Here is a 22256-nt window from a genome sequence, read left to right as displayed (position 1 = left end):
AAACAGTTTTAAAACAATAAAATAATGGAAACGCTATGTACATGATTGCTAAACACCTGCACCTAACTGCAGTTATTCTCACCTTTATATTCTTTTTAATTCGTTTCGTGCTGCTGTTGCGTCAGTCAAGTGTACTTCAGCAAAAGTGGCTTAAAATTGTTCCGCATATTGCAGATACTCTGCTCCTTGTGACTATTATTTGGCTCTGCGTTCAATCGTCTATTTACCCCTTAGTCAATGGCTGGGCAAGCGCTAAGCTCACCGGTCTGATATTTTATGTGCTGTCTATCTTTTTCACCTTGCGCTGGGCTAAAAATAACATGTGGCGCATTGTTGGTGCTCTGAGTACTTTATTTTGGTTGTATATGACAGCCAGACTAGGGTTAGCCGGTCCCGCGATGTTCTCATAAGCTATAAATCAAGGAAGTGATGCAAAATGATTAAACAAGTAAACGTGCAACACATCGAAGTGGCGAACGACAAACCTTTTGTCCTGTTCGGCGGCATGAATGTATTGGAGTCGAGAGACCTTGCTATGAAAATAGCGGAAACTTACGTTGAGGTGACGCAAAAATTAAATATTCCTTACGTATTTAAGGCATCTTTTGATAAAGCTAATCGCTCCTCTTTATATTCTTACCGAGGTCCTGGCCTTGATGAGGGCTTGAAAATATTTCAAGAAATTAAAGCGACCTTTAATATCCCGGTGATAACAGATGTGCACGAACCGTATCAAGCCGCTTCGGTTGCGGAAATTGCAGATGTCATACAGCTCCCCGCATTTTTGGCGCGCCAAACCGACTTAGTTGAAGCAATGGCGAAAACGAATGCTGTAATCAATGTGAAAAAACCACAGTTTCTCGCTCCCCATGAGATGCGCCATATTATTAAAAAGTTTGCCGAAGGCGGTAACGAAAAAATACTCCTGTGTGAACGCGGTTCATGTTTTGGCTATAACAATTTAGTAGTCGATATGTTGGGAATGGACTTGATGAAACCAATGGCGCCCGTCATCTTCGATGCCACGCACGCATTGCAGCAGCCTGGCGGACGAGCAGATTCAGCAGACGGCAGACGAAAACAAGCAGCAGAGCTAGCAAGAAGCGGCATGGCGCTTGGTATTGCAGGTTTGTTTATAGAGTCACACCCGGATCCAGATAATGCAAAGTGCGACGGTCCATGTGCGTTGCCATTAAATAAGTTAGAAGGGTATTTGACGCAAATGAAGCAAGTTGACAGTCTTGTGAAAAGTTTTGAAGACCTTAATATTTCATAAACATTTACACCTTGACGTGATGAAGGTAGCAAGCCCCAAATAGGACACGATATAGCGCATGTTTCACCGAGACTTGAATACATTTACGTTTAATAAGACTGAACATCTTATGTATTCTCGTCGTGCTGTTATGCGCAAAGTCAGCTACGTTTTAATCTTGCTTGCGGCTCTGCAGTGCGCAAAACTCTTATTTTTTGATGGTTTGAACAGCGCTAATGTTGCCCTTCATGTGGTCAGTACCGTCGCTCACATTATAAGTTTCGGCCTTTGTATTGTGCTGTTTAGACTCAAGCGCTTTGATATTGGCAAATGGCTGCTCCAGTTCAGTTTTCTGAGCTTTGTGACGAGTGCGGGTTTTTTATGGCAGGCCGATATGGGGCTGCACTATTTTTATTTAATCGCGCTGTTTGTGACGGGATTTATGTTTAATGAGCGAGAGACGAAGTTCTTTATCGCTATAAGCGCGCTTAACATCACACTATTTTTACTTTTTACTCATTTGAATATACACGTGTTTAGCACTTCCGATGCCTATCCAATTGTGACCATGTTAAACAGTGCGATTTTGGGGTTGTCATGTTTTGCCTGCGCGTGGATAGTGCGCCGCATGACACTTTCAAATTGGAAGAAAGCGCAAAATTTTACCCAGTCACAAGACAATGTAGTTTACAAAGTATTCCCAGAACGCACCGCCGGCTCGCTTATTTCCTTAAACAACGCCATTGGAAACAGCAGCCGCAAAAGCGGTGCGCAAGACTTGATGTATAAAACGCCGATGACCGTCGTTTTCATGGATATTGTAAATTCGCGCACTTATGAGAATGAAGTTGGCTCAAATGCTTACGCCCAATTGGTGAGGGACTTATTTTTGCGCTTTGATGACGTGGTAAGAAAGGCGGGCTCATTAAGAATAAAAACACAAGGCGATCAATACATCTTTGTATGTGAGTTGAAAGAGGGCAAACACGAGGCACGCGTGTGCAGAACCTTAAGCCTCATTCGGAAGATGCACCTTATGTTTGAAGATTTTACCAAAGACACAGGACTTGCACTGCGCTGCGGCGTCGCTACAGGTGAAGTGTCAGCGGGCATGGTTAACCTCAAACGCCCATGTTTTGATGTGTGGGGACAGTCGGTTGTGGTGGCATCGCGTCTTGAAAAAAGCTGCTCACCGATGCATGTTCATTGCGATAAGCGTACCTATGAACTCGCCCAAGAGAGGTTTTTCTTCTCGCCCCCAGCAGTGTGGAATTTCAAAGGTTTGGGGCAGACAATGACATATCATATGGCGCTCGCCTCCTAGTATTCATAAGATACATCACTAGGCATCGCGTGAGAGCAAAATGCAGACAGCTGTTGGCTTTAGTTAAATCGATAGCCGTAGTTAACGAAATAGTAATTCACACCATGATTGATATCAGCGATGTTCGCATTAGAATAATGGTTAACGCTAACCGATAAGCGATGCTTTTTAAATAGAATAAGGCCAAGCTCCAGTCGGTCTTCAAACAGCAAGCGAGACCCTAGCTTGCGGTCAATAAGCTCATCGTCGCTATTATATGTAATGCCAATTCCGCCGCCTAGGTACAAGGCGTGATCATATATTGGCACATAATACCGCCACATGGGCGTTAATATTGCTCCGTACTTATCGTCTTCTAAAAATGGGTCGCGCCAGTAGTGCATGCCCGCTTCAAGTTCAAGCTTTAGGGCGTGGGTCTCAAAAAAATTCCATTGATAGCCGGTATCGTGAATATAGGTCAAGCGAATTGATTCGGTTTTAAGCTGTCCGCCTCGGTTTGGAAAGAACCATCTGGATTCTCCCTCACCATAGCCCAGACTTACTTCACCGGCAATTGCGCTGTCGACGTGCGCGAAACAAAGCAAAGAAACCGATAATATAAGACTTGATATAAGATGCTTCATTTAAGACTCTGGTGTGTCAAGCTCAGCTAAAAGGGCATCGGTCAATGCAATCGCATCGCCAATGTAGGATGCTGGCGTCATGCTGGTCAGCGCCGCCTTTGCCTCTTCTGGCATGTTGAGTGCAGAAATAAACTCAGCTATCGCTGCGGCGTTGACTTTTTTACCGCGTGTCAGCTCTTTGAGCTTTTCGTAGGGCTTTTCGATACCGTGCCGACGCATTACGGTTTGAATGGGCTCTGCCATCAACTCCCAGTTGGCGTCGAGTTCATTCGCTAAACTAAGCTCGTTAACCTCTAGCTTGCTGATGCCTTTGAGTGTCGCTTGATAGGCAATAGACGAATAGCCTATCCCGACGCCTAAATTTCGCAATACGGTTGAATCGGTTAAATCGCGTTGCCATCTGCTCACCGGCAGTTTGGCGCTGAGGTGCTGCAAAATCGCATTGGCAATACCCAAATTACCTTCAGAGTTTTCAAAGTCGATTGGGTTGACTTTGTGGGGCATTGTTGATGAGCCGATTTCTCCAGCGACCGTTTTTTGCTTGAAATGACCTAGCGCAATATATCCCCAAACGTCTCTATCAAAATCGATAAGAATGGTATTAAAACGCGCGATAGCATCATATAACTCTGCGATGTAATCATGTGGCTCAATTTGCGTGGTGTAGGGGTTGTGGGTGAGTCCAAGACTCTCAACAAAGCGCTTGGCAAAACCGTGCCAATCAACGTTTGGATAAGCACTTAGGTGCGCATTATAGTTGCCCACCGCGCCATTGATTTTGCCCAACAGCTCAATCGCATTTATTTGATTCACCTGACGGCTCAAACGGGCTGCAACGTTCGCCATCTCTTTGCCCATTGTTGTTGGGGATGCAGGCTGACCGTGCGTACGCGCCATCATCGGCAGCGTCTTATAGCGCTTGGCTAAATCGGCAATTGCGCTAACAATCTGCTTTGCTTGCGGCAACACAACGTCGTTTAAGCCCTGTTTGAGCATAAGAGCATGAGAAAGGTTATTGATATCTTCAGAGGTACACGCAAAGTGAATAAATTCGCTAACCGCTAACAGCTCACTATTGTCGGCAGTTTGTTCTTTTAGGAAATACTCTACCGCTTTTACATCATGATTGGTGGTGCGTTCGATTTCTTTGATGCGAGCAGCATGTTCGAGGGAGAAATCATCTACAAGACGGTTTAAAAGGGCGTTAGTCGCGTCTGAAAATGCTGGCACTTCGCTTATCTGCGCATCATTCGCAAGGGCTTGCAGCCACCTCACTTCAACCTCTATTCTGCATTTTATGAGCCCGAACTCACTGAAGCTGGTCCGCAGTGCTTTCGTTTTGTCGCCGTAGCGGCCATCGACGGGGGAGAGTGCAGTTAAGGCTGATAATTCCATGCTAGTTCCTGTGAGGTAAAAGGTTATGTTTGCGTTATCTGTAAAAATTAAATGGCTTAGTCCATCATGCGTATGGCTTGTTTTGCCCCATGCACGAGTTTACCGCGAGAGAATAAAATTTGCCGACGCTTACCGCCTAGCTGTCGCCAAAGTACCGCTGAGCGAATCCCTGCCAGCAGGAGTGCGCGCACTTTTTTCTGATTGTTTTCAACGCTCAAGTGCTCCGGATTACCGGCTATTTGAATTTTCGGTGCCAGCGGGCTCACTACATCGGAATAAATACTGGCCAGCGAGCTTATAATTTGATTACTTTCAAAGCCAAGATGCGCAGCCTGTCGCTGAACGTGCGAAACGCGCTGTGCCAGTTCGTTGAGCGCTGCGCTGTTTGCATTTAGCTTTCGTTCAAGCGATAAAATGGATGCAATGTATCGCGTGAGTTCGGCATCTTTGCTCTTGCTGGCGTTGTCGAGCTGTTCTAACAGGGTTTTGAATCCAAGTTGAAGATTGTTTAATGCACCATATACCTGTTGAGTGCTCTCCGGACTGGTGACGAGTATGCTTGATATACTTGCTTCCATCGCGCTTGCATTGGCTTCGCCCTTGCGTGCGATGGCTTGCACTAAGCCGGCAGTTTGACATACGCCTGCAAGTGCGAGTAATTTCTCTTGGATATTATGTGACATTATACGCTGCTTACCTGAGATAAAGCTTGGGTGGTGTCTGTGATGTAGGCATCAATAATTGCGCCGCCTAAACAGACCTCTTCGACATAGAAAACCGCAGACTGTCCAGGCGTCACTGCTTTTTGAGCACTATCAAACACGACTTTTAAATGTCCATGTTCCGCCGGATAAATCGTGCAGTCTATGTCTTGCTGACGATATCGTGTTTTTACCACAGCCCGAAGCGGTGCGCTTAGTGTGTTTCGGTCTACCCAGTGAATTTGTGATGCAAGTAAACCGTTTGAAAATAAACGAGGATGATTGGCGCCTTGCCCCACAATAAGTACGTTGCGAGTCATATCCTTTTCAACTACATACCATGGCTCTTCTCCATGCTCGGCATGCCCGCCAATGTGCAAACCCTTGCGTTGGCCTAAAGTGTGATACATCAAACCTTCATGTTTACCAATTTCTTCACCGTCTACGGTTTCAATGATGCCGGGCTGCGCGGGTAAATATTGGGCCAAAAAATCTTTGAACTTGCGTTCACCAATAAAGCATATGCCGGTACTGTCTTTTTTATCATGGGTGACTAGGTCGTGTGCTTCAGCAAGTCTGCGTACCTCAGGCTTGGCGATATCGCCTATCGGGAACAGCGTCTTGGCTATGTGCTCATGGCTCAAAGTGTATAAAAAATAACTTTGGTCTTTATTATCGTCTAATCCGCGCAACAACTGCCATTTGTTGTTAACGAGTCGTCGTCTGCAGTAATGGCCTGTAGCAATATAGTCAGCGCCTAAATCTTCGGCAGCAAATTCTAAAAATGCTTTAAATTTAATTTCTTTGTTGCACATGATATCGGGGTTTGGTGTGCGACCCGCTTTGTATTCAGCGAGAAAGTATTCAAAAACATTATCCCAATACTCAGCGGCAAAATTAATGGTGTGCAGCTTTATCCCAAGTTTGTCGGCAACCGCTTGTGCGTCTGCTAAATCTTCAGCGGCGGCGCAGTATTCATCGTTGTCATCTTCTTCCCAGTTTTTCATGAACAGGCCTTCGACCTGATAACCCTGCTGTTGTAAGAGCAAGGCAGAGACAGATGAGTCTACACCGCCAGACATGCCGACAATGACTTTGATGTGTGCGTTTTCAGAAGAAGTGGTGTGCATATGTGTTATACAGTGCCTAGCTTATTACAGGTTCAAAGCGAGCGCGGAGTATAGCAAAAGATTCGATTTTAGGGTACGCCAAGGGGTAATATTTTGTTCTAAGATAGAGCTTGGTTCTGTGCTAATTGAACGGCTAGTTTTTATTATTCTACTTCGAGATAGTGACCATTGTTGATGCCGTCAATTGTCCAATTGCCTATGCGGTAACGAATGAGTCGTAAAGTTGGGTGTCCTACATGAGCGGTCATTCTGCGTATTTGCCTGTTTTTTCCTTCGCTAATAGTGATGCTCAGCCAAGTTGTTGGGATGTGTTTACGCTCACGAATTGGAGGCACTCTGGGCCAGAGGACAGGCTCGGCCATCAAGCTTACCTTCGCCGGTTTGGTCAGTCCGTCTTTGAGCTCGACTCCTTCACTTAGCGCCTTAATGGCCTGAGGGCTTACTTTGCCCTCAACTTGCACCCAATATGTTTTTGACACTTTATTGTCTGGATGCGCAAGTTGATGAATTAATCCACCGTCGTTGGTTAGTACAAGCAGTCCTTCACTGTCATGGTCTAGGCGGCCGGCAGCATACACATTTGGAATGTTGATATAGTCTTTGAGGGTAGGGCGCTGGTGTTCGTCGGTAAACTGGCACTGCACCAGATGAGGCTTGTTAAACAAGATTATTTTTCGTGCTGCTTGGGCCATAGTGAGTTCGCCATCAATTTTTGCGATGAATCTTCATAAAGGATGACAAGAAGCGCATACCTTTACAAGGTGTATGATCGTCATTAAGAAAAGTAAAATGTAGTAAAAGTAGGGTATTATGAATTAACTTCATTCGCCGTTAACGTAACGGTAAGAACTTCTGAATTGGCACCATATTAACATGAACGACTTCACGGCACTTTTTTTTGTGACATCAATAGGCATGAATTTGATGTGCGCAATAGTCCTCAGCTTTTCGAGAACGAAAGAACATGCTCGCCTGTTTGAGTTAATTATTGGCTGTTGCTTAATCATTATCGCCTTTCAATATGCGATTTGGCAGTACCACTTATCAAGTGATGTCACGCGCGCACTTTTCTGGGTTAAAATCCAAACAACGCTCTTATTGATAGCTATTCCGCCGGTCATGGCGGTATATGGTACTTGGTGCCATACAAAGCATTTGAAGCGCTATATTATCAGTTTTGCTGCCATTTCAGCGGTGCTAATAGTATTGAACCTTTCTCTTGATAACAGCCTGCGTTTCGCTACTGATGTTAAACCGACATTGGTGGCTTTCTCGATGTTTAAGGGGGAGACATTACACCGCTTAGCCGGTCCTAGTAACCATTTTTCATTTTTACTTTTTGTTTATTTTGCATTGGCGCTAATAAGTGGTTTTACTTGGCTTTTTACACAACGCAAGAACATAGAGTCAGTTGTTTTTTATACACTTTTCTTGGCCTTGTTCCTACAGGTTGTTGTGTCGATATTGTCTGCCTTCAGCGACAAGGGCATGTTAAATCTTGTGTACCTTGGCGCACTTCCTTTCACTTTATTAAACATTTTATGCTGCTTAACGCTATCTCAGTTTTTGTTAAAAACGGCGAATGATTTTGAACAACTGATTTATCAAAATGAAGCGCTTGAGAAAATCTTAGTGACTCTTAATGGCGAAAATAACCAAGATAACTTCGCGGATTTTATGAAACACGTTTGCAAAACCTTGCAAAAAGAGAGTGCTGCCACAACCTGTTTAATTCTAGTCCATGACCAATCTAAGAAAGAAACACATGTAAAAAGCAACATATTGGTACATAAACAAAATATCATCGAGAACTTTTCCATTGAAATAGACGCTATTCCAAAAGACTTTCAAGATCCTACTAAATTTCATTTAATTACCGAAAATTTACGCCAAGACTATCCTGAAAACGAGTTCTATCAAAACATAAAAGCACAAGCCATGATAAGCGTTCCTATGTTTAATCAAGCCAAAGAGGCAATTGGCGTATTGTCGCTTTACTTTGACAAACCCTCAATACCAGAGCAAAGCTTTATAAACGTGGTTAACGTGTGCGCCTCACGATTAGCATCTGAATACAGTCAAGAACTGTTGTTAAATGAATTGAAAGAAACGGCTTACATCGATATTCGCACCAAACTACCGAATTTAATCAGCACTTACACCGTGCTTAAACAATGCGCTGATGATTTAACAAGGCACAGCTTAAGTTGTATTGTGCTTAAATTCGATATCGATAATTTTTCTGATGTTAACAGAGTGTACGGCTTTGAAAATGCTGAGCGTGTATTAAAAGAAATGGCGCAGCGCCTTATTAGTTACGCTAGCGAAAACGTGTATATCGCTCGAACGGCAGGGGATGAGTTTACCTTAGTGCTTAAAAAACTCGACACTGACTTTAGCGACATCCTGAACCGACATTGGCAAGATTTAAGTCAACTTTTGCAAAAACCTTACGTGATAAGTAATACCGAAATTTTCATCACCGTTAGTGGTGGGTCTGTTATTTATCCTCACCAAGTGCCTGAGGGCATGGATGTAATGCGATGCGCCGAGTTTGCATTATCGCAAGCAAAACTGTCCGGCAAAAATAAATTAATGACCTTTGATGCCGACATGGCGATGCGTTTAAACAGACAGAAAATGATTGAACGCCATTTAAGCGAGTTACTTGCTGGCAACAATAAAGCCAACGAAATGTATTTGGCCTTTCAGCCAAAAGTCTCTTCAAACGGTGATCTAGTAGGCGTAGAGTCTTTATGCCGCTGGCAGCATCCTGAGCTTGGTTTTATCCCGCCAATTGAGTTTATACAAGTTGCCGAAGCCACAGGGCTCATTCAAAAACATGGACTATGGTGTTTTGAGCAAGTGTGTGCGCATATAAACGAATGGACGCTCAATACGACCATGCCAACGGGTAGAGTCGGCATAAATGTGAGCGCTAAACAATTTGATAATGACAGTTTTGTTGATAGCGTGCTTGAGGTACTTGCACGTTATTGCGTGTCACCAAGGTCTATTGACATTGAACTCACCGAATCAGATTTAATGAAAAACTTGCAGCGCAGTAAGCTAACTATGAAACGATTGCGCCTGCTTGGTTTTACGATTTCTTTAGATGATTTTGGGACGGGTTATTCATCACTTTCACATTTGCGTGAACTGCCCATAGACGAACTTAAAATAGACCGTTCCTTCGTCAACGATTGTCACACTAAAGATGGTTTGAGTATTTTAAAGTCGATAATATCCTTAGCGCAGAACATGCAGCTCAGTACTATAGCAGAAGGAGTCGAAGAAGAAGCTCAGGTGAAGGCACTTCAAAAACTTGGTTGCGACCTCTTTCAAGGATATTACTTTTGTCATCCACTAAAGGCAGACGACTTACTCAAGTACATCGCCTCTTAGACTTGTTCGAACAGAACCTCATGAATTGATATTTAAATCGACGCTTTGCGGGCATTCAACGACGCTTATTACCGCTTATAAGCGCAAGTCCCGCGAAGAAGTCAGCATTTGGCGGCCCGCTATTATTCGACAAAAGAGGCGCATAAGACCAAAGAATTACAGTGAATTTGAGCCTTTAATCCTGAGATAATTTTGAACAAATGCAAAAGTTCGTTATTATCCATGGGTTATAGTGATGATTAGTGCTTAAATATTGCTCAGTTTAACGGGCGCAAGAGTATTTATCTCCCTGCAAAACATAACAGATTTTTGCAGGGTACGCTGTCATCACCGTCCCAGTTTCAAAATAGAGTCAGAGCCAACGGTTTTGATAGTTAAGTAAAACAGGAGCAAATACATGACAAGTAAGGTAGTTAAACCTGAGCAAGGTGAACAAATTCAACTCGATGCCAATGGCGCGTTAGTCGTTCCGAATAATCCCGTTATTCCATATATCGAGGGTGATGGCATTGGTGTAGATGTTTCCCCTGTCATGATTGATGTGGTAAACGCTGCAGTAGAGAAAGCCTACGGTGGCGACAAAAAAATTGAGTGGATGGAAGTCTACGCGGGTGAAAAATCTACCCAAGTATACGGTAGCGAAGTATGGCTTCCGCAAGAAACCTTGGACCTTGTGAAAGAATACAAAGTGGCGATTAAAGGCCCTCTAACTACGCCAGTAGGAGGCGGGATCCGCTCGTTAAATGTGGCACTTCGTCAAGAACTTGACTTGTATGTATGCTTGCGTCCGGTGCGTTACTACGCAGGTACACCTAGTCCACTAAAACAGCCAGAATTAACCGATATGGTTATTTTCCGAGAAAACTCAGAAGATATTTATGCCGGTATCGAATATCAAGCAGGCACGCCAGAAGCGACTAAGGTGATTAATTTCTTAAAAGACGAAATGGGCGCGACTAAAATTCGTTTCGATACCGATTGCGGTATCGGTATTAAGCCCACCTCAAAAGCCGGTACCACCCGTCTGGTAAAAGCGGCGCTGCAATATTGTATCGACAATGACCGTGACTCCATGACCTTGGTACATAAAGGCAACATTATGAAGTTCACAGAGGGTGCGTTTAAAGACTGGGGTTATCAGGTTGCTCGCGAAGAGTTTGGTGCTGAGTTGATAGATGGTGGTCCATGGTGTTCATTTAAAAACCCTAACACGGGCAAAGAGATCATTGTAAAAGACGTGATTGCCGATGCATTCTTGCAGCAAATTCTGTTGCGTCCTGCTGAATACGACGTGATTGCTACGATGAATCTAAACGGAGATTACGTATCTGACGCACTTGCGGCACAGGTTGGCGGCATTGGTATTGCGCCAGGTGCAAATTTAGGTGACGGCGTCGCGATTTTTGAAGCGACTCACGGAACAGCTCCTAAATACGCGGGTCAAGATAAAGTAAATCCAGGCTCTGTTATTTTATCTGCTGAAATGATGCTTCGTCATTTGGGCTGGGTAGAAGCCGCTGACCTTATCGTAAAAGGTATGGAAGGGGCGATTAAGGCCAAAACAGTGACCTACGACTTTGAGCGCCTAATGGATGACGCTACGTTGTTGAGCTGTTCTGACTTTGGTAAAGCGCTAGTCAAAAATATGTAGGATTAACTATCGTCTCGGCTTATCGCTAAAGTGAATATCATTGCGATAGGCCGTTTTATTGTTTGTTATAACAATAAAGTTTAGGCAATAAAAAAGCAGGCTTAGCCTGCTTTTTTTGAACAAATTTTGTGGTTATTGATTCCGTCGATATCCGTACCTAAGTACTATCGGTTGGGCTCTTCGTCAGCAAAATCAATGTTTTCAGCATGCAGTCCCTTAGGACCCTGCTCAATGTCAAACTTCACCGCCTGACCTGCTTTCAATGAGCGATAACCATCCATTTGTATCGTGGAATAATGCGCGAATATATCGTCACCACCGTCTTCAGGAACGATGAAGCCGAAGCCTTTTGCATTATTGAACCATTTCACTTTACCCAGTGCCATTGTACAACTTCCTATTTGTAATCCTTGAAAACTTTTGATCTCGTCTCCACTATATTTACTACGAAGTAATGCACAAACCATTCTTAACAGTGACGACTGATACGACGCGATGTAAAGGTTTCTCGCGTCTGCCATCTAACTGTAGGGGTTTTGACTTGATTTTGTCAAGTTTTATACCCACGCTTTTAGGCTTATATTTGTTAAAAGAACACTTGCGCGAAACTAAACCCACATTATAGTAATCATAAGAGACAATGAGTAAAGATAATATAGTGAGCATAGACGGCGAAAAACTAATAGAGCTCCAAAAGCAAAAAACACAACCACCTCCCATGTATAAAGTCATGTTAAACAACGATGATTACACGCCCATGGATTTTGTGATTGAGGTATTAACAAAGTTTTTTGCGATGGATTCTGAAAAAGCCAACCAACTAATGCTGACCGTCCATTATCACGGTAAAGCAGTTTGTGGCATATATACTGCAGAGATAGCAGAGACAAAAGTAATGCAGGTAAACCAATATTCTCGTAAACATCAACACCCGTTGATGTGTACTATGGAACCAGCGCAATAAAGGGGAAATCATGCTAAATAAAGATTTAGAACAGACCTTAAACGAGGCCTTTGTTTATGCGCGTCAAAATCGTCACGAATTTATGACCGTTGAGCATTTGCTATTGATGTTGCTCGACAACCCGGCTGCGAATGAAGCACTTAAAGCCTGTGGGGCAAAAGTAGATACGCTGCGCAGCGAACTTACTGAGTTTGTTAACGAAACCACGCCGTTAATTGGTGAGGACGACAGTGCAGACAGAGAAACTCAGCCTACCTTAGGATTTCAGCGCGTGTTGCAGCGTGCGGTGTTTCATGTTCAATCTTCGGGTAAAGGAGAGGTAAGCGGTGCAAATGTGCTGGTGGCTATTTTCAGTGAACAAGAATCGCAGGCCGTATATATCCTTAAAAAATCGGATGTCACTCGCTTAGACGTAGTGAATTTCATCTCGCATGGGGTAAGTAAAGCAGACGACGAAGATTCGCATTCAGAAGAAGTAAACGAAGAGGGCGGTGAGGGTGAAGAAAACCAATCCATGCTTTCTAAGTATGCAAGTAATCTAAATGTTGCCGCAAAAGAGGGCAAAATCGATCCGCTTATTGGGCGTGACAGCGAAGTTGAACGTTCAATTCAAATCTTGTGTCGTAGACGAAAAAACAATCCTCTGCTGGTTGGTGAGGCAGGAGTAGGTAAAACGGCAATCGCTGAAGGCCTCGCGTACCGTATTGTTAACGAAGATGTGCCAGATGTGATAGCAGATAGCACCATTTACTCGCTCGATTTGGGTGCATTGTTGGCAGGCACTAAATATCGCGGAGACTTTGAGAAGCGTCTGAAGGGCATTTTGAAAGAGCTGACAAAAGACACAAATGCGATTTTGTTTATTGATGAAATTCATACGATCATTGGTGCTGGAGCAGCGTCAGGCGGCGTGATGGACGCATCAAACCTGTTGAAGCCTAAACTCAGCAGCGGTGAACTACGCTGCGTTGGCTCCACAACATATCAAGAATATCAGGGTATTTTTGAGAAAGACCGAGCATTAGCTCGACGTTTCCAAAAAGTAGATGTGCTAGAGCCGAGCGTGTCAGATACTACCAAGATATTGATTGGATTAAAGTCGCGTTATGAAGAGCATCACAGCGTGAAATTTACCAATAAGGCTTTGCAGGCTGCAGCCGAGCTTTCGGCCAAATACATAAACGAGCGTCATTTGCCTGACAAAGCGATTGATGTGATGGATGAAGCGGGCGCTAGCCAGCGTTTGTTACCTGCTTCAAAGCGCAAGAAAACGATTAATGTTGCGGACATTGAACACATTATTTCTAAGATTGCGCGTATCCCAGAAAAGTCAGTATCAGCCTCTGACAAAGACGTTCTTAAGAATCTTGGTCGCAACCTTAAGATGGTGGTGTTTGGTCAAGACAAGGCCATTGAGACGCTGTCTGATGCAATCCAGTTATCACGCTCAGGCTTAGGTAACGAAACAAAACCTATTGGTAATTTTCTCTTTGCCGGCCCAACAGGTGTAGGTAAAACTGAAGTTACCCAGCAGTTAGCTAAAATTATGGGTGTTGAGCTTGTGCGCTTTGATATGTCGGAATACATGGAGCGCCATGCAGTCAGTCGTCTAATTGGAGCACCACCAGGATATGTGGGTTTTGATCAAGGCGGTTTATTAACCGACGCAGTCATAAAGCATCCTTATTCGGTAGTTTTGCTCGATGAGATAGAAAAAGCGCACAGCGATATATACAACATCCTGCTGCAAGTGATGGACCACGGAACACTCACCGACAACAACGGACGAAAAGTTGACTTTAGAAATGTGGTGTTGGTCATGACAACTAACGCTGGTGTTCAGGCCACCGTTAAAAAGTCGATTGGCTTTAAGCAACAAGACCATAGCCACGATGCGATGAGCGAGATAAACCGAACCTTTACGCCTGAATTTAGAAATAGGCTAGACAGTATTGTATGGTTTAATCACCTTGACCGAGAGGTCATATTGCAGGTTGTCGATAAGTTTATTATTGAACTGCAGGCTCAGCTAGACGCTAAAGGCGTGTCGCTAGAGGTCAGTGAAAAGGCCCGGGCATGGTTGGCAGAGCAGGGCTACGATAAATCTATGGGTGCCAGACCAATGGCGCGCGTAATTCAAGATCAACTGAAGCGCGAGTTAGCGTCTGAGCTCTTATTCGGTCAATTGAGTAAGGGTGGTGAGGTGAAAGTAGGCTTACGAAATGAAAAGCTTGCGTTCAAATACATCAGCATAGAGGCGCAAAAAAGCGAAGCTTAGCAATAGGGCGTTCTCACGCTGCCACCGAAATGGTTCACAAAGAGAACGCCAAAATGAGAAAACCCGCTTTATGCGGGTTTTTTGTTTTGTTGAACGCCTTTATTCCTATAATCGGAACGACGCTGCTCGCCTATCGGGCGCGGTATATAATACGGCCTTTGCTTAAATCGTAAGGCGTCATTTCAACAGTGACCTTGTCACCGGTGAGTATACGAATATAGTTTTTGCGCATTTTTCCAGAGATGTGAGCTGTCACAACGTGACCATTTTCTAGCTCAACTCTAAACATGGTATTCGGAAGCGTGTCTAACACGGTGCCTTCCATTTCGATGCAGTCTTCTTTTGCCATTTACAGCAGTTACCCCAAGTGTGATTGATTAAATTTTGCCGCGCGAACAGTAACTAAAAACGCTCTAATAGTAAAGTATTTCCTAACAATTACGTGCTTTAAGGCTCAATTTTTGCAGTGTTAAGGTATAAATAGGTATATTTAATTTAAAATCGCCTTAATTAGCACTCTATACTTTAGTTGAGGGCTATCCGTGACGATAACAATGTATATCTGTTCTGCCGGAATATATTGTGATTAAGAATGGTGAATAAGAATGGCGATGTGTATTTTTGTATGGATATAATGAATACAGCAAAAGTGAACAAATTGAGCGCGCGCGGCTTCACGCTGGTGGAGCTCATTGTTGTGATTGTAATTATCGGCATACTGTCGATTTTTGCTGTGCCCCGATTTATAGATATTTCAAGTGATGCAAAAGTTGCCAGCATCAAAGGTATTGCGTCGCAAATAGAGGCAACGGTATCGTTAGCGCGAAATAAAGCCCGCGTAAGTGGTCTGCGTCCAGTGACCACTAATCCTGCGGGCCCGTCGGGGAATCTACAGCCGGAATTTGTGGTCGATTTTGGCTTCGGTTCAGCGGAAGTGGATTTTAGAAACCTATGCCCCGAAAGTATCGCTGAGAACAGTGACCGACTTCGCTTACTTGATTTTATTGACATTTCGGGAGATAAAATACAGGTGAGGGTCGATAACCGTTATACAGCACTTGGCTTTGAGTTACCTGCATCTGGCTTTAGTACGAGCCAAGGCTGCTTTGTACTTTATGATTCACAATCCTCACCAGACTGCACAATAGCGATTGTTACAAACACCTGTTAACTTAATCGAAGTGATGCCAAGTATCGTTCATAAGGCGCTGATAAGGATGAAAACTCGTTTTGTAGTTCATTTTTTTGCATTCATCGATTTGATAACCAAGATACAAATACGGCAATCCAATTAACGACGCATGGGCAATTTGCTGCATAATCATAAATTTACCTAACGAGCGCTTTGTTTGGTCTGGTCGGTAATAAGTATAAAGTGCAGATAGTCCATCGCTCACTCGGTCGGTTACCGCTAGGGCTAATAGCTCACCATCTTCACTCCTTGCCTCTAAAAACAAAGGTTGATGCCACTGGCACCGGATAAAGTTACGATACTGACTATAACTTGGCGGGTACATGCTGCCATCGGCATGAAAAGCCTCGATGTATTTGGCGTATAGAGGGTAATGGTCATCACGCTCTTGATGCGTTGCCTTGATTGACAAGTCTGCGTTTTTGGCCAGCACGCGTTTTTGGCTTTTTGACGCTGAAAATTCATGCGTGCACACACGTACCGAGTGGCATTTGTTGCAGTTAGGGCAATGGGGTCGATAGAGCTGTTCGCCGCTGCGCCTAAATCCAGCATGCATTAACTGCCCATATAGGCCAGCGAGCTCATCGCTTGCGGCCATGCAAACAAGCAGTTGTTCTTGTTCGTTAGGCAGATAGTTGCATGAGAATGCTTGAGTAACGCCAAACTTAGTCATGTCAGGGCTAAGTCCTGACGATGCCAACAATGTTCCTCAACCGCTTGCGAGCAGGCGTTTTGCCACATTTGCATAAAGTCTTTTCTAGGAAGCTCGGTACAGCCGAGGCTAGCGAGGTGTGGGTTGACCATTTGGCAATCGATAAAATCCATACCGTGTTTGCGCATATGCTGTGCGAGAGCAAAAAAGGCCGCTTTGCTCGCATCTGTACGAAGATGAAACATCGATTCTCCACAAAACCCTCCGTTTATTGCAATTCCGTAGAGGCCGCCAACTAATTTTTGCTCTTTGTCCCAAATTTCAACCGAATGTGCCCACCCTAAATGGTGAAGTTCGGTGTAGGCATCAATCATTTCGTCGGTGATCCATGTGGTATTGGCATGCTCTTCGTCATCATGCTTGATGGTGCGCCGCGGCACTTTACTGCACAGCGAAATGACCTCTTCGAAACATTTATTCATGCTGGCGCTATAGGCAAATTTTCGGATGCTTTTTTTTAGGCTTTTGGAAGGAGAAAAATCATCAAGCATAATCACACCGCGCGGGTCGGGAGACCACCACAACAGAGGCTCGCCTTCACCAAACCATGGGAAAATGCCCTGACGGTAGGCCTGCAGTAAACGCTGAGGATTAAGATCACCACCAAACGCCAACAGACCATTCGGCTCGCTCAAGGCCAAATCGACCGCAGGAAACTGCAGCCGATGGTCTAGCCTAAAAAGCTCCAGCATATAGGTTACAGAGCGTCTAAATACTTTTCAGCGTCTAGTGCGGCCATGCATCCGGTGCCTGCAGAGGTAATTGCTTGGCGGTACACATGGTCGCTTACATCGCCAGCAGCAAAAACGCCCGGTACGCTGGTCTGGGTAGCGTTGCCGTGGAGGCCACTGTTAACAACAATATAGCCGTCTTTCATTTCAAGCTGGCCCTTGAAAATATCGGTGTTAGGACTATGACCAATTGCAACAAACACGCCCATCACATCTTGCGTGCTGACTTCGCCGGTTTGGGTGTCTTTAATATTAATGCCCGTAACGCCCATATCGTCACCCACTACTTCTTCGAGGGTTTTGTTTAAATGCAAGGTCACGTTGCCATTTTTGGCTTTTTCCATTAAGCGGTCGGCCAATATTTTTTCGCTTCTAAAGCTATCACGGCGATGCACCACGTGTACCTCTGATGCGATATTTGATAAGTATAACGCCTCTTCTACCGCTGTGTTGCCGCCACCTATAACAGCCACCTTTTGGTTTCTGTAAAAGAAGCCGTCGCATGTAGCACAAGCACTGACACCTTTGCCCATAAAGTTCGATTCGCTTTCAAGCCCTAAGTATTTAGCCGATGCGCCAGTGGCGATAATTAAGGCATCGCAAGTATAGGTGCCTTGATCGCCCTTGAGCGTAAAGGGACGCTCACTAAAGTCAGTTTCATTAATATGATCAAAAATGATTTCTGTATTAAATTTTTCGGCATGCTTTTGCATTCTTACCATTAAATCAGGACCGGTTAGGTCGTCTGGGTCGCCCGGCCAGTTTTCAACCTCAGTGGTTGTGGTTAGTTGTCCACCTTGCTGAATACCGGTTAACAATACAGGGTTTAAGTTTGCTCTAGCAGCATATACTGCCGCGCTATAGCCAGCTGGGCCCGAGCCCAAAATTAAAAGCGGCACGTGTCTGGTGGTTGCCATTTACTTCTCCGAACAATGTGTAGATGGTCGCAAATATGCGGGCGAGTTTTAGCTTTTCAATAAGGTGTTTTCAACCGCGAGAACAAGAAACTGCTCTAAAACGCCACTTAATGCGTATAAAATGTACAATAAGGCGTGTTTTATTACCTCGTATTAATTGCTGCTAAGGGTAGCATCTATGTTATCCTTTGAGTAGTTTCGATGAAGGATTTGCGTGAGCAATATGTTACATCTTATACCCACTTACATAAAAGATGGCCGCGAATACATGCGCATCTGGCCAATGGAAAAACAGTTATACAGCTTGTTTCCAGAATGTCGTATTATTTCGGCGACTAAATTTGGCATTCAGGTTATGCCGCCTATTGCTATCATGGTAGTTGCCTTGCAACTGCATTATTTGGGAATGGATTTTTTACCACAAGCCCTGAGCGTTGGTATTTTCTTTTTCTCACTTCCTCTACAAGGGCTCTTTTGGCTAGGTAATCGCGCTAATCAACCTTTGCCGCCGCACATGCTGGCGTGGTATCACGATATCTACAATAAGATGCAGAGACAGGGCTGTGCGCTTGAAGCCATCACGCCCAAACCTAAATTTAAGGAGTTGGCAAAACTATTGCGTACCGCCTTTAAAGAGCTCGACCGAGCGTTTACTAAAAACTTATTCTAGAGCGCGGCGTGCGGTTTGAGCGCGCTTTTACAGTTTCTGCAAATATAGCGCTGCTTTTGGCTTTGAACGCGTTTGTGTCGAGTAGCACTTAGCTTTATTAATCCGCATTCACAATAATAATCAAACAGCTTCACGCCGGCTCGCTCTACGTCGAGCTTATGCGTCACTTTCGCTTCAACGCCTAATATCTCCTCCATCACGTAACGCCACTGTTGACCGTGCGGTCGTACACGTCCGAAGTGATTAAATACCACAAGGTGGGCAAGCTCATGGGGAATAACGTCGCTGATGAAATAAGCTTGGTTTTGCGCAAAGAGTTTGGGATGAAGTTTAATAATATTTTTTTGCAGCAGGGCAGCACCGGCAATTCGCCCGCGTTGATTAAGCAAAATACTCGGCAGTGGCTGAGCCGAAAAAGCGGTATCGTGCAGCTTAAGCATCCATTCTTGCAGTGTGCTATCGGCCAGTGTCTGTAGAGTACTTATCATGTATTGAGTATGCTTGAAAATGTAGATTATTTGTACCTAACAAGCATGTCGAACAAGCGCGTTGAATACAAGTATTTAAAAATGAAAAGCGTGTAAAAAAAGAAAGCGCTAAAAAGCGCTTTCTTATATCACTCAACACATCGTGCATCTTATTTTACTTGGCATTCCAAGCATAGTACGTAGCTAGACATAGGATCGTTTAGCTCGGTAAAAGCTTTCAGCTCCGCTTCAATATCCTTTGCAGTATTGAGCAGTGGATGAGTGGGGCGGTCAAACTTAACGCCGGAGAAAACCGCTTGTGCGTTTTTGAAGAAATTTTGCCAAAATATTTCTTGCGCCGACATTTTAGGTGTTACATAACGAGTAACATAATCTTCTAGCTCGGCCAATTCTGCAGCCTTAGCAATAGCGGTATTGATGTCGCCTAATTCGTCCACCAATCCTAACTCTAGCGCTTGGGTGCCTATCCACACTCGGCCTTGTGCAATTTCATTTGTCGCTTCCTTGCTCATGCCTCGCTCGGTGGCAACCAAAGATATAAATTGGTCGTAGCCGTTTTCAATACCCATTTGAATGAGCTTTTTGTAGCCCTCACTGAGTTCGCGGTCAATACCAATACCGTTAAGCTCATTGGTTGCCACTCCGTCTGAATAAATACCCAGATAGTTAAAGGTATTCTCAAACGTGATGAACATACCAAATATACCAATAGACCCTGTGATGGTGCTTGGTTCGGCAATGATATGGTCGGCGCTGGCAGATATCCAATATCCTCCTGACGCTGCGTAGGTGCTCATTGACGCCACAACGGGTTTGCCTGCTTCCTTAATAAGTTCGACTTCATTACGAATAACCTCTGAGGCAAACGCGCTGCCTCCTGGCGAATCCACCTGCAAAACAACGGCCTTTACCGTGTCGTCTTCTCTTGCTTGTCTAAGCAAGGCGGCGGTGCTGTCACCGCCAATCGTGCCGGCTTTTTGCTTACCGTCTAGAATCGTTCCTTTCGCGACGACAATGGCTACCTTATCTTTTTGAGAGGGGACACTAGGAAGCGGAGGATTAATGATATTTATGTAGTTATCGTAACTTATTGCATTATACGGATTGTCATCTTCGCCTTCGCCTAAAAGCGCCGTCATCTCACTACGAAACTCCTGACGAGTGCGTAAACCATCGACCCAGCTGTTTTCTAGTGCGTACATGGCAGAGTCGCCGTCTACTGCTGCAAATTTGGCCAATACAACGTCAAATGTTTCATCAAAATTGCTGGTATCGAAAGCTCGTGTTGTTGCTACTTCGCTCTTATATTGCATCCATAGTTCGCTTAACCATGCACGATTCGCTTCTTTTGCCTCAGGCGACATATCGTTACGTGTAAATGGCTCAACCGCAGACTTGTATTTGCCCACTTTAAATATGTGAGGAGAGGCTTTAAGTTTTTCTAGGCCTTCGGCGAAATAGTTACCGTAGCTGGCATATCCTTCGAGTAGCATGCCGCCCATTGGATGAACATAGACTGAATCTGCGTGTGCCGCTAGATAGTATTGATTACGATTGTAGCTGGTTCCATAAGCATAAACCGGCTTACCAGAGGCTTTAAACACTGCCAGTGCATCTCCAACGCGTTTTAGCTTGTCTAAACCGCCACCACCGAATCCGTCGAGCGAGAGCACAATAGCACCTATTCGTTTGTCTTCAGCTGCATTTTCTATGGCTTTAACAAGGTCTCGAACAAGAATTTCGGGATTCTCGGGCTGCTCACCAAAAGCCTGCTGAATAAACTCTTCTGCAGGGTCCACGTAGGTTTTTTCAATAACCAAGTTGCCTTTTAAGTTGAGCATGAGCGCACTGTTATCAGAAATCACTAACTGGTCTGAATCGCCGCTTGAAGCAGCGACTATGATGGCGATTATAATGGCAACAAAAATAACGTTTAGCACTAAGCGGCGGCTAAAGGTAATTGCGTTCCATATGCCCACAAAAATGGCTTTTGTCCAACTTCTTTTTTCTGTCATTTCGACTCTATCCTCTAATATCTTAATCGTTATTGTACGATGCCAATGAAGATAACATCAAAACGAATTTGTAATAGTTTGTAACGTAATGTGTTAACCCTTGTACCTAATGTAATTAATTGCTTTGCTACTTGCGTATTTAGCAGGAGCAAATTAGGCTACACGCATAAGCTTTGTAACCTATACGAGGATTCAGCATGCAGGCATTAGATTTGTTGCTAAATCGTAGTTCTCAACCGAGACTGCAAGCGCCCGCACCACAGGGCGAACATCTACAAAATATATTACAGAGCGCGCTCAGAGTGCCAGACCATCGCAGCCTATCGCCGTGGCGGTTTGTGGTATGCACAGGTAATGGTCTAGAAAAACTAGGCGAGATTTTTGAAGAAGCGGCCATTGTTAATGGTGCAGAGGCGGCGTCGGTAGACCGTGCGCGTCAGTTACCGCTTAGAGCCCCCATGGTAATTGTGGCGATTTGTGAACATCAGCAGCACGACTCAGTGCCTTGGGTAGAGCAGGTAGCATCAACTGCATGCGCTGTGCAGGCGATGCAAATGGCCGCCGTCGCCCAGGGTTATCAAGGAATTTGGCGAACCGGCAGTTACGCGCAAGACGAAACGGTAAAGCAAGCATTTAACTGCAAGGTCGAAGATGAGATTCTTGGTTTTTTGTATTTAGGCACCAGCCCTTTAAAAACAATGCCGAAAGCCACTAAACCGGTAGATGATTTTGTTAGCTATTGGAAGTAAAGCTTGCGCACTCTTAAGCGTTACAGAGTCAAAAGGTAAATAGCTAAAAGTGCACG

General features: G+C 44.5%; 22 protein-coding genes. 10 read left to right on the top strand and 12 right to left on the bottom strand.

The window, feature by feature from the left end; genetic code table 11:
- Nucleotides 1–41: 41 nt before the first annotated feature.
- The 3 genes from ACFO4O_RS05890 to ACFO4O_RS05880 are packed head-to-tail and all read left to right on the top strand — an operon-like array spanning nucleotide 42 to nucleotide 2579.
- Nucleotides 42–410, top strand: a complete 369-nt coding sequence (locus ACFO4O_RS05890; protein WP_382406444.1) for a SirB2 family protein — start codon at nucleotides 42–44, stop codon at nucleotides 408–410.
- Nucleotides 411–436: 26 nt separating this feature from the next.
- On the top strand, nucleotides 437–1276 hold the full coding sequence (gene kdsA / locus ACFO4O_RS05885; RefSeq protein WP_382406442.1) for a 3-deoxy-8-phosphooctulonate synthase: 840 nt from the start codon (nucleotides 437–439) through the stop codon (nucleotides 1274–1276).
- Between the two features lie 58 nt (nucleotides 1277–1334).
- Entirely contained in the window at nucleotides 1335–2579 is a 1245-nt protein-coding gene (locus ACFO4O_RS05880) for an adenylate/guanylate cyclase domain-containing protein (RefSeq protein ID WP_382406440.1), read from the top strand.
- A gap of 59 nt (nucleotides 2580–2638) precedes the next feature.
- On the opposite strand, the gene ACFO4O_RS05875 is transcribed toward ACFO4O_RS05880, so the two are convergent.
- The 5 genes from ACFO4O_RS05875 to ACFO4O_RS05855 form a co-directional block, all read right to left on the bottom strand.
- On the bottom strand, nucleotides 2639–3202 hold the full coding sequence (locus ACFO4O_RS05875; protein WP_382406438.1) for an acyloxyacyl hydrolase: 564 nt from the start codon (nucleotides 3200–3202) through the stop codon (nucleotides 2639–2641).
- Complete coding sequence (purB, locus tag ACFO4O_RS05870) at nucleotides 3203–4597, bottom strand: adenylosuccinate lyase (RefSeq protein WP_382406436.1); 1395 nt, start codon at nucleotides 4595–4597, stop codon at nucleotides 3203–3205.
- Nucleotides 4598–4653: 56 nt separating this feature from the next.
- Nucleotides 4654–5280 (bottom strand): high frequency lysogenization protein HflD, encoded by a 627-nt coding sequence (gene hflD, locus ACFO4O_RS05865; RefSeq protein ID WP_382406434.1) that lies wholly within the window; start codon nucleotides 5278–5280, stop codon nucleotides 4654–4656.
- Entirely contained in the window at nucleotides 5280–6428 is a 1149-nt protein-coding gene (gene mnmA, locus ACFO4O_RS05860; RefSeq protein ID WP_382406432.1) for a tRNA 2-thiouridine(34) synthase MnmA, read from the bottom strand. The genes hflD and mnmA overlap by 1 nt, the downstream gene beginning before the upstream one ends.
- A 143-nt stretch (nucleotides 6429–6571) precedes the next feature.
- Nucleotides 6572–7120 (bottom strand): pseudouridine synthase, encoded by a 549-nt coding sequence (locus ACFO4O_RS05855; RefSeq protein ID WP_382406430.1) that lies wholly within the window; start codon nucleotides 7118–7120, stop codon nucleotides 6572–6574.
- A gap of 181 nt (nucleotides 7121–7301) precedes the next feature.
- On the opposite strand from ACFO4O_RS05855, the gene ACFO4O_RS05850 reads away from it, so the two are divergent.
- The gene (locus ACFO4O_RS05850) at nucleotides 7302–9833 is read left to right on the top strand and encodes a putative bifunctional diguanylate cyclase/phosphodiesterase (protein WP_382406428.1); all 2532 of its coding nucleotides are present in this window, start codon (nucleotides 7302–7304) and stop codon (nucleotides 9831–9833) included.
- A gap of 397 nt (nucleotides 9834–10230) precedes the next feature.
- Nucleotides 10231–11484 (top strand): NADP-dependent isocitrate dehydrogenase, encoded by a 1254-nt coding sequence (gene icd, locus ACFO4O_RS05845; protein WP_382406426.1) that lies wholly within the window; start codon nucleotides 10231–10233, stop codon nucleotides 11482–11484.
- A gap of 164 nt (nucleotides 11485–11648) precedes the next feature.
- Here the strand turns inward: icd and cspD are convergent, their stop codons facing one another.
- The gene (gene cspD, locus ACFO4O_RS05840; RefSeq protein WP_382406424.1) at nucleotides 11649–11870 is read right to left on the bottom strand and encodes a cold shock domain-containing protein CspD; all 222 of its coding nucleotides are present in this window, start codon (nucleotides 11868–11870) and stop codon (nucleotides 11649–11651) included.
- 254 nt (nucleotides 11871–12124) lie between these two features.
- Here cspD and clpS point away from each other — a divergent pair, with 254 nt between their 5' ends.
- Together clpS and clpA are read left to right on the top strand one after the other, a co-directional pair.
- Complete coding sequence (clpS, locus tag ACFO4O_RS05835; protein WP_382406422.1) at nucleotides 12125–12448, top strand: ATP-dependent Clp protease adapter ClpS; 324 nt, start codon at nucleotides 12125–12127, stop codon at nucleotides 12446–12448.
- Between the two features lie 10 nt (nucleotides 12449–12458).
- A complete protein-coding gene (gene clpA, locus ACFO4O_RS05830) occupies nucleotides 12459–14726 on the top strand; it encodes an ATP-dependent Clp protease ATP-binding subunit ClpA (protein ID WP_382406420.1) in 2268 nt (755 codons plus the stop codon).
- A gap of 130 nt (nucleotides 14727–14856) precedes the next feature.
- Here clpA and infA read toward each other — a convergent pair whose 3' ends face one another.
- Nucleotides 14857–15075 (bottom strand): translation initiation factor IF-1, encoded by a 219-nt coding sequence (infA, locus tag ACFO4O_RS05825; RefSeq protein ID WP_006010397.1) that lies wholly within the window; start codon nucleotides 15073–15075, stop codon nucleotides 14857–14859.
- A gap of 285 nt (nucleotides 15076–15360) precedes the next feature.
- Between infA and ACFO4O_RS05820 the strand changes: the two genes are divergently transcribed.
- On the top strand, nucleotides 15361–15897 hold the full coding sequence (locus ACFO4O_RS05820; RefSeq protein WP_382406417.1) for a prepilin-type N-terminal cleavage/methylation domain-containing protein: 537 nt from the start codon (nucleotides 15361–15363) through the stop codon (nucleotides 15895–15897).
- A gap of 1 nt (nucleotide 15898) precedes the next feature.
- Here the strand turns inward: ACFO4O_RS05820 and ACFO4O_RS05815 are convergent, their stop codons facing one another.
- Genes ACFO4O_RS05815 through trxB form a run of 3 tightly spaced genes read right to left on the bottom strand, consistent with a single transcriptional unit; the run spans nucleotide 15899 to nucleotide 18278 of the window.
- Nucleotides 15899–16591 carry an arginyltransferase gene (locus ACFO4O_RS05815; protein ID WP_382406415.1) on the bottom strand — a complete coding sequence of 231 codons (693 nt, stop codon included), beginning with the start codon at nucleotides 16589–16591 and terminating at the stop codon, nucleotides 15899–15901.
- On the bottom strand, nucleotides 16588–17322 hold the full coding sequence (aat, locus tag ACFO4O_RS05810) for a leucyl/phenylalanyl-tRNA--protein transferase (RefSeq protein ID WP_382406413.1): 735 nt from the start codon (nucleotides 17320–17322) through the stop codon (nucleotides 16588–16590). Before aat ends, ACFO4O_RS05815 begins: the two co-directional genes overlap by 4 nt.
- A 5-nt stretch (nucleotides 17323–17327) precedes the next feature.
- The gene (trxB, locus tag ACFO4O_RS05805) at nucleotides 17328–18278 is read right to left on the bottom strand and encodes a thioredoxin-disulfide reductase (RefSeq protein WP_382406411.1); all 951 of its coding nucleotides are present in this window, start codon (nucleotides 18276–18278) and stop codon (nucleotides 17328–17330) included.
- Between the two features lie 223 nt (nucleotides 18279–18501).
- On the opposite strand from trxB, the gene yfbV reads away from it, so the two are divergent.
- Nucleotides 18502–18948 carry a terminus macrodomain insulation protein YfbV gene (gene yfbV, locus ACFO4O_RS05800; protein ID WP_382408247.1) on the top strand — a complete coding sequence of 149 codons (447 nt, stop codon included), beginning with the start codon at nucleotides 18502–18504 and terminating at the stop codon, nucleotides 18946–18948.
- On the opposite strand, the gene ACFO4O_RS05795 is transcribed toward yfbV, so the two are convergent.
- Together ACFO4O_RS05795 and sppA are read right to left on the bottom strand one after the other, a co-directional pair.
- The gene (locus ACFO4O_RS05795) at nucleotides 18945–19436 is read right to left on the bottom strand and encodes a SprT-like domain-containing protein (RefSeq protein ID WP_382406409.1); all 492 of its coding nucleotides are present in this window, start codon (nucleotides 19434–19436) and stop codon (nucleotides 18945–18947) included. The two genes, yfbV and ACFO4O_RS05795, sit on opposite strands and share 4 nt — an antisense overlap.
- Before the next feature lie 149 nt (nucleotides 19437–19585).
- On the bottom strand, nucleotides 19586–21451 hold the full coding sequence (gene sppA / locus ACFO4O_RS05790) for a signal peptide peptidase SppA (RefSeq protein WP_382406407.1): 1866 nt from the start codon (nucleotides 21449–21451) through the stop codon (nucleotides 19586–19588).
- A gap of 197 nt (nucleotides 21452–21648) precedes the next feature.
- On the opposite strand from sppA, the gene ACFO4O_RS05785 reads away from it, so the two are divergent.
- Nucleotides 21649–22200, top strand: a complete 552-nt coding sequence (locus ACFO4O_RS05785; protein WP_382406405.1) for an NAD(P)H nitroreductase — start codon at nucleotides 21649–21651, stop codon at nucleotides 22198–22200.
- Nucleotides 22201–22256: the final 56 nt, after the last annotated feature.

The sequence above is a fragment of the Glaciecola siphonariae genome (assembly GCF_042652645.1).
Classification (GTDB): domain Bacteria; phylum Pseudomonadota; class Gammaproteobacteria; order Enterobacterales; family Alteromonadaceae; genus Glaciecola; species Glaciecola siphonariae.
Note: the sequence above shows the minus strand (reverse complement) of the source record. Positions and strands in the feature narration are given on the sequence as shown.

What these genes read in the sequence shown, in the direction of transcription:
- ACFO4O_RS05890 (WP_382406444.1), top strand. Translation starts at nt 42, where the DNA reads ATGATTGCTAAACACCTGCACCTAACTGCAGTTATTCTCACCTTTATA.
- kdsA (WP_382406442.1), top strand. Translation starts at nt 437, where the DNA reads ATGATTAAACAAGTAAACGTGCAACACATCGAAGTGGCGAACGACAAA.
- ACFO4O_RS05880 (WP_382406440.1), top strand. Translation starts at nt 1,335, where the DNA reads ATGTTTCACCGAGACTTGAATACATTTACGTTTAATAAGACTGAACAT.
- ACFO4O_RS05875 (WP_382406438.1), bottom strand. Translation starts at nt 3,202, where the DNA reads ATGAAGCATCTTATATCAAGTCTTATATTATCGGTTTCTTTGCTTTGT.
- purB (WP_382406436.1), bottom strand. Translation starts at nt 4,597, where the DNA reads ATGGAATTATCAGCCTTAACTGCACTCTCCCCCGTCGATGGCCGCTAC.
- hflD (WP_382406434.1), bottom strand. Translation starts at nt 5,280, where the DNA reads ATGTCACATAATATCCAAGAGAAATTACTCGCACTTGCAGGCGTATGT.
- mnmA (WP_382406432.1), bottom strand. Translation starts at nt 6,428, where the DNA reads ATGCACACCACTTCTTCTGAAAACGCACACATCAAAGTCATTGTCGGC.
- ACFO4O_RS05855 (WP_382406430.1), bottom strand. Translation starts at nt 7,120, where the DNA reads ATGGCCCAAGCAGCACGAAAAATAATCTTGTTTAACAAGCCTCATCTG.
- ACFO4O_RS05850 (WP_382406428.1), top strand. Translation starts at nt 7,302, where the DNA reads ATGAACGACTTCACGGCACTTTTTTTTGTGACATCAATAGGCATGAAT.
- icd (WP_382406426.1), top strand. Translation starts at nt 10,231, where the DNA reads ATGACAAGTAAGGTAGTTAAACCTGAGCAAGGTGAACAAATTCAACTC.
- cspD (WP_382406424.1), bottom strand. Translation starts at nt 11,870, where the DNA reads ATGGCACTGGGTAAAGTGAAATGGTTCAATAATGCAAAAGGCTTCGGC.
- clpS (WP_382406422.1), top strand. Translation starts at nt 12,125, where the DNA reads ATGAGTAAAGATAATATAGTGAGCATAGACGGCGAAAAACTAATAGAG.
- clpA (WP_382406420.1), top strand. Translation starts at nt 12,459, where the DNA reads ATGCTAAATAAAGATTTAGAACAGACCTTAAACGAGGCCTTTGTTTAT.
- infA (WP_006010397.1), bottom strand. Translation starts at nt 15,075, where the DNA reads ATGGCAAAAGAAGACTGCATCGAAATGGAAGGCACCGTGTTAGACACG.
- ACFO4O_RS05820 (WP_382406417.1), top strand. Translation starts at nt 15,361, where the DNA reads ATGAATACAGCAAAAGTGAACAAATTGAGCGCGCGCGGCTTCACGCTG.
- ACFO4O_RS05815 (WP_382406415.1), bottom strand. Translation starts at nt 16,591, where the DNA reads ATGACTAAGTTTGGCGTTACTCAAGCATTCTCATGCAACTATCTGCCT.
- aat (WP_382406413.1), bottom strand. Translation starts at nt 17,322, where the DNA reads ATGCTGGAGCTTTTTAGGCTAGACCATCGGCTGCAGTTTCCTGCGGTC.
- trxB (WP_382406411.1), bottom strand. Translation starts at nt 18,278, where the DNA reads ATGGCAACCACCAGACACGTGCCGCTTTTAATTTTGGGCTCGGGCCCA.
- yfbV (WP_382408247.1), top strand. Translation starts at nt 18,502, where the DNA reads ATGTTACATCTTATACCCACTTACATAAAAGATGGCCGCGAATACATG.
- ACFO4O_RS05795 (WP_382406409.1), bottom strand. Translation starts at nt 19,436, where the DNA reads ATGATAAGTACTCTACAGACACTGGCCGATAGCACACTGCAAGAATGG.
- sppA (WP_382406407.1), bottom strand. Translation starts at nt 21,451, where the DNA reads ATGACAGAAAAAAGAAGTTGGACAAAAGCCATTTTTGTGGGCATATGG.
- ACFO4O_RS05785 (WP_382406405.1), top strand. Translation starts at nt 21,649, where the DNA reads ATGCAGGCATTAGATTTGTTGCTAAATCGTAGTTCTCAACCGAGACTG.